The organism is Bradyrhizobium sp. MI1.4 (assembly GCF_055811315.1).
Map to the genome: position 1 here is coordinate 19,775 of NZ_JBVVPP010000075.1, position 7,890 is coordinate 27,664.

Sequence of the window (7,890 nt, forward strand, 5' to 3'; positions counted from 1 at the left end):
GTTCCGTGATTTGATTCGTTGAATTTTCCCTTACTGAGTAGAACCGACTGCGCGGGAGAACAACATGGCGAGCTTGTTCACCACTCAGGCCCCCGTCCTGACCAACAACACGGATGGGCCAGGGGCTGATTACGAGCTGGGGATGCGCTTCACCAGCGACGCTTCCGGCGTGATCCAGGCGATCCGGTACTACAAGGCCTCGAACGAGACCGGCACCCATATTGGCCACATCTGGTCGGCAACGGGCCAGGAGCTGGCGACGGTCACGTTCACCAACGAAGGCGCATCGGGCTGGCAACAGCAGGCGCTCGCCACGCCGCTCACCATCGCGGCCGGTACGACCTACGTGGTCTCGGTCAATATCAACAGTTACTACGTCTCCACCCCTCAGGGTTTCGCCTCGGGCATCAGCAATGGTGGCCTGAACGCCCCAGCGGGTGCCGGCGTCTACGACTTGACAAAAGGCATTTTCCCGACCGCCGTCTATCAGAACGCAAACTACTTCCGCGACGTCGTATTCGCCGCAGGCTCGACAAATCCTAACAATCACCCCGGCGCGGTGGGCGTCAGCGGGACGCCAACGCAGAACCAGATTTTGACCGCGACGGTGAGCGATACGGACGGAGTGCCAGGTACCATCTCCTATCAGTGGCAACAGAGCGCGAACGGCAGCACGTGGACCAACATCAGTGGCGCGACGGCGCGCACGCTGACCCTCGGGCAGGCCCAGGTTGGCAGCTTCATACGCGCCACCGCCAGCTACACGGACCTGCTGGGCAGCAGCGAGGCGCCAGTGAGCACCGCGACCGCCACGGCCGTGGCCAACGTCAACGACGTCGGCGCCGTCACAATCAACGGCACGGCGAGCCAGAACCAGACGCTGACGGCCAGCGTCACGGATCCTGATGGCGTGCCAGCGAGCATCACTTACGTTTGGCAGAGCAGCCCCGACGGCACCACCTGGACGAATCTCGCCGCCACGACCTCGAGCCTCACTCTCGACAGCAGCCTGGTCGGCAAGCGGATCCGGGTGAATACCACCTACACCGACCAGCTCGGCACCAGCGAGAACGTGACCAGCGCGGCCACCGCGACGGTTGCAGCTGCGAGTGCCACCACCACTCTGTTCACCACTCAGTCGCCGTCCATCACCAATGCCACCGACGGGATAGGGGCGGATTATGAGCTGGGTATGCGCTTCACCAGCGACGCTTCCGGCGTGATCCAGGCGATCCGGTACTACAAGGCCTCGAACGAGACCGGCACCCATATTGGCCACATCTGGTCGGCAACGGGCCAGGAGCTGGCGACGGTCACGTTCACCAACGAAGGCGCATCGGGCTGGCAACAGCAGGCGCTCGCCACGCCGCTCACCATCGCGGCCGGTACGACCTACGTGGTCTCGGTCAATATCAACAGTTACTACGTCTCCACCCCTCAGGGTTTCGCCTCGGGCATCAGCAATGGTGGCCTGAACGCCCCAGCGGGTGCCGGCGTCTACGACTTGACAAAAGGCATTTTCCCGACCGCCGTCTATCAGAACGCAAACTACTTCCGCGACGTCGTATTCGCCGCAGGCTCGACAAATCCTAACAATCACCCCGGCGCGGTGGGCGTCAGCGGGACGCCAACGCAGAACCAGATTTTGACCGCGACGGTGAGCGATACGGACGGAGTGCCAGGTACCATCTCCTATCAGTGGCAACAGAGCGCGAACGGCAGCACGTGGACCAACATCAGTGGCGCGACGGCGCGCACGCTGACCCTCGGGCAGGCCCAGGTTGGCAGCTTCATACGCGCCACCGCCAGCTACACGGACCTGCTGGGCAGCAGCGAGGCGCCAGTGAGCACCGCGACCGCCACGGCCGTGGCCAACGTCAACGACGTCGGCGCCGTCACAATCAACGGCACGGCGAGCCAGAACCAGACGCTGACGGCCAGCGTCACGGATCCTGATGGCGTGCCAGCGAGCATCACTTACGTTTGGCAGAGCAGCCCCGACGGCACCACCTGGACGAATCTCGCCGCCACGACCTCGAGCCTCACTCTCGACAGCAGCCTGGTCGGCAAGCGGATCCGGGTGAATACCACCTACACCGACCAGCTCGGCACCAGCGAGAACGTGACCAGCGCGGCCACCGCGACGGTTGCAGCTGCGAGTTCGGGTACCACGCTGTTCACCACCCAGGCACCCGATCTGACCAACAACACCGATGGACCAGGAGCGGATTACGAGCTGGGTATGCGCTTCACCAGCGACACGTCCGGCGTGATCCAGGCGATCCGGTACTACAAGGCCTCGAACGAGACCGGCACCCATGTGGGCCACATCTGGTCGGCCACCGGCCAGGAGCTGGCGAGGGTCACCTTCACCAACGAAGGCGCATCGGGCTGGCAGCAGCAGGCGCTCGCCACCCCGCTCACCATCGCGGCCGGCACGACTTACGTGGTCTCGGTCAACATCAACAGCTACTATGTCTCCACCACCCAAGGCTTCGCGTCCGGCATCAGCAATGGTGGCCTGAACGCTCCCGTCGGCGCCGGCGCCTACGACCCCACTGGCGGCGTCTTCCCGACCAACGTCTATCAGAACGCAAACTACTTCCGCGACGTCGTATTCGCCCAATCCAACGTCATCGCACTACTTAACAGTTCCACAATCTATGTCAGTGAAGCGGCGGGCACGGCCACCATCACTGTTGTACGCTCTGGCGACCTCCAGTCTCAAACGACCGTGGAGTACACGACGAACGAAATCGGCACCGGAGGCACGGCTACGGCGGGACTGGACTACACCCAGCCCACGTTCAATGGTCGGTCGAACACCGGTCAGATCGTCTTCGGACCCGGGGAGAGCACCAAGAGCTTCACCATCCCAATTGTGAACGATCAGCTCACCGAGGGTACCGAGACGTTCGCTGTCGGGCTTCAGAATCCCGGTTCCGGCTCCCTTGGAGCCCCGCGCACTGTGCTCGTCTCCATCATCGACGACGACTCACCCGCCTCCATAGCAATGGCGGACGCCGCCGTGAGCGTTGCCGAGAGCACAGCGACAGCGACAATCACGCTGCTGCGCAGCGGCAGCGCCAATCAAGCAGCTACGGTCGGCTTCACAACAAGTAACGGCAGCGCGGTCTCGGGATTGGACTACACGATCTCGTCCGGCACGGTGACCTTCGCCGCTGGCCAGGTGACCCAGACCATCACGGTCCCGATCATCAATGATACGACACCGGAGAGCGACGAGACCTTCACGGTCACCTTGAGCAACCCGACGGGCGCCACTCTCGGCGCACAGGCGACGACGACAGTGAAGATCCTGGATAATGACAACCCCGACCTCGGCAATTTGGTGGGCCAGACGGCCGTGACGGGGCTGAACGAACCAACAGCGATCGAATGGACTCCCGACGGCCGCTATATGCTCGTCGCGCAGAAGGACGGTGTGGTGCGCGTGGTGGACAACGGCACCCTGCGATCTACGCCGCTCATCAACCTGTCGAGCGAGGTAAATGACGTCAGCGATCGCGGACTGCTGGGCATCGCGGTGAACCCAAATTTCTTCGCAGGCAGCCCCTATGTCTACCTGCTCTACACCTACGATCCGTCCGAGACGGCGGGCCAGACGGGCCTCGCGGGACCCGACCAGGCCGGAAACCGACCTTCTCGTCTGGTGAGGGTGACTGTCGACCCTACCACCATGATCGCCGATCCGGCGAGCGAGTTCGTGCTGGTCGGCAAGAACAGCACTTGGGCGTATACGAGCCGTCCGGACTTGGACAGCAACGGCGATCCCAGCGTTCCTCCATCAGGTATCGTCAACGGCACCACCATAACGGCCCCCGCCAGCCAGATAGAGACCGGAGCGCAGGACAACGATCCGAACTCGGCAGGGATTCAGAATCAGAACATCCGCGATTATCTGGCGTCAGACGGCGACTCGCATACCATCGGTGCCGTTCATTTTGGCCCTGACGGCTATCTCTACCTCACCGTCGGCGACGGCACGTCATATAATTTCGCGGACCCTCGCGCAGTGCGGGTCCAAGACATCCACAATCTCTCCGGCAAGCTGTTGCGGATCGATCCGACTACAGGTGAGGGAGCAGCCGGCAATCCATTTTATCAAGCTAGCGATCCAAACAGCAATCAGTCGAAAGTCTTCTACTACGGCGTCCGCAACGCTTATCGCTTCAGCTTCGATCCGGTCACCAATCTGCCCGTGCTCGGAGATGTAGGTTGGGACAGCTGGGAAGAGATCAATACTGGCCCGGCCGGGTCGAATTTCGGATGGCCCTATCTCGAGGGCCCAGACAGGACCGCCAGCTACCAAACACTCCCCCAGGCGATCAGCTTCTACAACAATGGCAACCGCAACAATAAGTCGGACCCGCCTGCCGTATTTCCCATCCTAACTCAGAGCCACGGTGCCCCGGACGGTGCCCACGTGATAACCGCGGGAGATTTCTACAATCAGAACACCATGTTCTTCGACGATGTCTACAATGGAACGATCTTCGCTGCGACCTTGAACGCAAGCCGGCAGGTTGCCAGCGTCCAGCTGGTGGACAACAACGCACCAGGCATCGTCGACCTGCAGAAGGGCCCCGACGGGTGGCTCTACGGGGCCGATATATTTGATGGTACGATCCGACGTTGGGTGGACCCCTCAGCCACCTCCGCTCTGGGGCTCGCGGTGGGGTCCTGACGGGCGCCGGCCATAGTGAGCGTCGAACTGCGACTGTTCGGGGACGCGATCGTTCTTCCCGCGTGGAATGGCATGGATATCGATGTCCGGGAAGCTGACCCTGATGCGGCCAACGGTGGTTTTTCTAAACTCAATTGTGAGCCCTGCGATTTTCTATCGAATTCCAGTTGGCGAAAAGCTGCAGAAGATCGAGGCCGTTTAGGGGGACTGATGAGAGTCGCAGAAATATTGACGTCTATCGCGTCGATCTCTTTGAGTTTGGGGATCGGAGCAATGTCGCCGACCGCCGCCGCTCAAGAGCAGAAATCATTTAGATTTTCAACTTCATCCATACCGCCGAGGTCTAACCTTGGCGATCGCGTCGAGGCCTCGCGGCAGGTGAGGGTTCGAGCCAGTGGTTCACTCGGTGGCCCCCTACTTGGCACTCAACCTGCCGGGGTTTACGATAAACTCGTCGCTGGTCGGGCAAGCGCAAACGGCTATATCCCATGGCGCATCGCTCACGATAACGGCGTAGATGGTCCTCGCGGTAACGACAATTCCAATCCTCCCCCAGCTAGCTCGTCGCCGGCTCCTGCAGCAGCCCCCGCTCCTAATCCTGCACCGGCTCCGTCATCGATGCCTTCGAGTGGACCGCCGCTTTCCTTTAACGATCCGCGCTTTACCAGTCCTATCTCCCACAGCCGTTTGGATGATGGCGTACCGGATGGTGGATCACTCACAGATCGAAGCTATATCTATTACGAAGTCGGCGACAACACGGTTGGCTGCTGGGGCAGCTGCACCTTAACAAGACTCCGAATCCAATCGCGCGAATGTATCCGAGCGATTAAAGGCAATATCGCAATTGCGGATTCTTATCTTGAGGCTACAGGACAAGGCGATGACCATGCCGATGTGATTCAGGCCTATGGTCCCGGCAATCACGGAACGATCACTCTGCGCAATACTTCCATTGTCGCGCACAACACCTCCGCAACCGCCGGGATATTTGTCGCCGACAGTTGGAAGCCCGATTTGATTGATCTGGAAAACGTCATGTTCCAGGGGGGCCCGTTTGGTCTGCGTCTTCACGCCGATGGTTACATGAACGCACACTTGCGAATGAAGAATGTATGCTTTGTCGGACCGTTCCCCTTGCGCAAGTTTTTCATCACCGACTTTATCATCGATGAGTGGACGAACGTGAATGACTGCGTCATTCAAAATGATCAACTTGTTATTGTAAAATCAATTCGGCGCCCCTGACCGCTCTTTGAGAGAACCAAGATTTTCCGAGGACTCCGTGACCTGCCCCTGCGTATTTCCTCCAGATGGAGTTAAAGTCCGGCCCGAAGAAGGACGGACAGATGAAGCGATGACGTGCCCCCGCCAAATTAGGCCAGTTTGAACTGGAATTTTCCATTATGATCCCCTGACGGGACGAGGAGAGTTCCATGAAGGCATCGAAGTTTTCAGAGGCGCAGATCGCATTTGTTTTGAAGCAAGCTGAAGATGGCTCGGCAGTGGCAGAGGTCTGCCGCAAGGCCGGGATCAGCGAGGCGACGTTCTACAATTGGCGGAAGAAATATGCTGGCCTGTTGCCCCCAGAGATGAAGCGGCTGCGTCAGCTTGAGGAAGAGAACAGCAAGCTGAAGCGGATTGTCGCCGACCTGTCGTTGGACAAGGCCATGCTTCAGGATGTGCTGTCAAAAAAGCTCTAAAGCCTGGCCGCAAGCGTGAGCTTGTCGACAAGGTGCGAAGTGACTGGAAGGTCTCGATCAGGCGGGCCTGCTCGGCTCTTCGGATCGATCGCGCACTGTACGTCTACAAGTCGAAACGCGGCGACCAGGCCGCTCTCAAAAGTCGGATCAAGGACATCTGCGAGACGCGGGTGAGATACGGCTATCGCCGGGTCCATGTCCTGCTGCAACGTGACGGCTGGGCCATCAACATCAAACGCGTCTATCGTCTTTATCGGGAGTTAAGCCTGCAATTACGCAACAAAGCGCCGAAGCGTCGCGTGAAGGCCAAGCTGCGCGAGGATAGGACGGAAGCACGCCAGATCAATGAGACCTGGGCAATGGACTTCGTTCACGACCAGCTCGCCACGGGCTGCAAGATCCGTGTTCTCACGATTGTGGACACCTTCAGTCGCTTCTCGCCAGCCGTCGATCCGCGCTTCAGTTATCGAGGCGAGGATGTCGTGCTGACCTTGGAGCGTATCTGCAAGCTCCTTGGCTATCCCAGGACGATTCGCGTCGACCAGGGATCAGAGTTTATCTCCCGTGATCTCGATATCTGGGCTTACCAGAAGGGTGTGGTGCTGGATTTCTCGCGGCCGGGAAAACCGACGGACAACAGCTTTATCGAATCTTTCAACGGCAAGTTCAGAAGCGAGTGCCTGAACACGCACTGGTTCCTGAGCCTTGACGACGCGCGGCAGAAAATGGAGGATTGGCGCAGAGACTACAACGAAGTCCGGCCCCACAGCGCGATCGGCAATAAGGCGCCGATATCGCTGTTGAATGGCTCATCGGCGCCCCAGCCGGCATGAGCATAACCCCGGCAAATTCCAGCGCCGGCTGGCCTAGTTTTGGGGAGCACTTCAAAAACACCCCGAGGCTCTATGCGGCCGGATGAAAGTTCGGTGGCAGGTCACCCCCCTCACCCCTGCAACATCCGAAGTGTCCAGGTTCCTGAATTTGGTCCAGCAGGCGACCGTGACTAGATATCGCACGATGAATAAGCGGCAAACTAGCGGTTAAGAAAGAACCAATATCCTATTTCCGGAGTTGACTCATGCGCGACCGAGCAAGCACGGTTATTGTTTTGTTTGCGCCGAGGATGAGTTTAGAATCTGAGCCGGGACGACATGAAGGATCTCAGGCCACGATTGGAGAGGCTCCGAGCTGACGCCAGAGACTTTGCCCTTATGAGTCAGCGGGCGAAGTACGCGGAAAAGCACGAGCGCTTCAAGCGCTTGGCGGATGAACTCGCCATAGAAGCTCTCGAGCTTGAGCTGATCCTGAAACAAACAAAGCATTTGGATTCAAGCGCCCAGCACCAGGTCGTCGAGTTTAAACCGTCCTCTGAGAGGAAGCGCGGCTGACGGGGAGAAGACGCTTGCGGATTCCGATCGATGTCGCCCAGGATTCCGAGATGATCTCGCCCACCATTCCGATTTGAAGTCGCCCACCCGT

General features: G+C 59.5%; 4 protein-coding genes. All 4 read left to right on the forward strand.

Annotated elements, in window-relative coordinates; genetic code table 11:
- The first annotated feature begins 64 nt into the window (after window positions 1-64).
- The 4 genes from AC0L23_RS37625 to AC0L23_RS37640 all read left to right on the forward strand — a co-directional run bounded on the left by AC0L23_RS37625 (window position 65) and on the right by AC0L23_RS37640 (window position 7,799).
- The gene (locus AC0L23_RS37625) at window positions 65-4,708 is read left to right on the forward strand and encodes a DUF4082 domain-containing protein (protein WP_473358222.1); all 4,644 of its coding nucleotides are present in this window, start codon (window positions 65-67) and stop codon (window positions 4,706-4,708) included.
- 72 nt (window positions 4,709-4,780) lie between these two features.
- Entirely contained in the window at window positions 4,781-5,956 is a 1,176-nt protein-coding gene (locus AC0L23_RS37630) for a hypothetical protein (protein ID WP_473358223.1), read from the forward strand.
- A gap of 188 nt (window positions 5,957-6,144) precedes the next feature.
- A protein-coding gene (locus tag AC0L23_RS37635; protein ID WP_473298009.1) for an IS3 family transposase occupies window positions 6,145-7,244 on the forward strand; the annotation gives its coding sequence in 2 pieces (ribosomal slippage) (window positions 6,145-6,397 and window positions 6,397-7,244; 1,101 coding nt in all).
- Between the two features lie 318 nt (window positions 7,245-7,562).
- On the forward strand, window positions 7,563-7,799 hold the full coding sequence (locus AC0L23_RS37640) for a hypothetical protein (RefSeq protein ID WP_473298007.1): 237 nt from the start codon (window positions 7,563-7,565) through the stop codon (window positions 7,797-7,799).
- Window positions 7,800-7,890 lie beyond the last annotated feature (91 nt).

Excerpts from the sequence above, each read along its gene's own strand:
- AC0L23_RS37625 (WP_473358222.1), top strand. The coding sequence starts at position 65 with ATGGCGAGCTTGTTCACCACTCAGGCCCCCGTCCTGACCAACAACACG.
- AC0L23_RS37630 (WP_473358223.1), top strand. The coding sequence starts at position 4,781 with ATGGATATCGATGTCCGGGAAGCTGACCCTGATGCGGCCAACGGTGGT.
- AC0L23_RS37640 (WP_473298007.1), top strand. The coding sequence starts at position 7,563 with ATGAAGGATCTCAGGCCACGATTGGAGAGGCTCCGAGCTGACGCCAGA.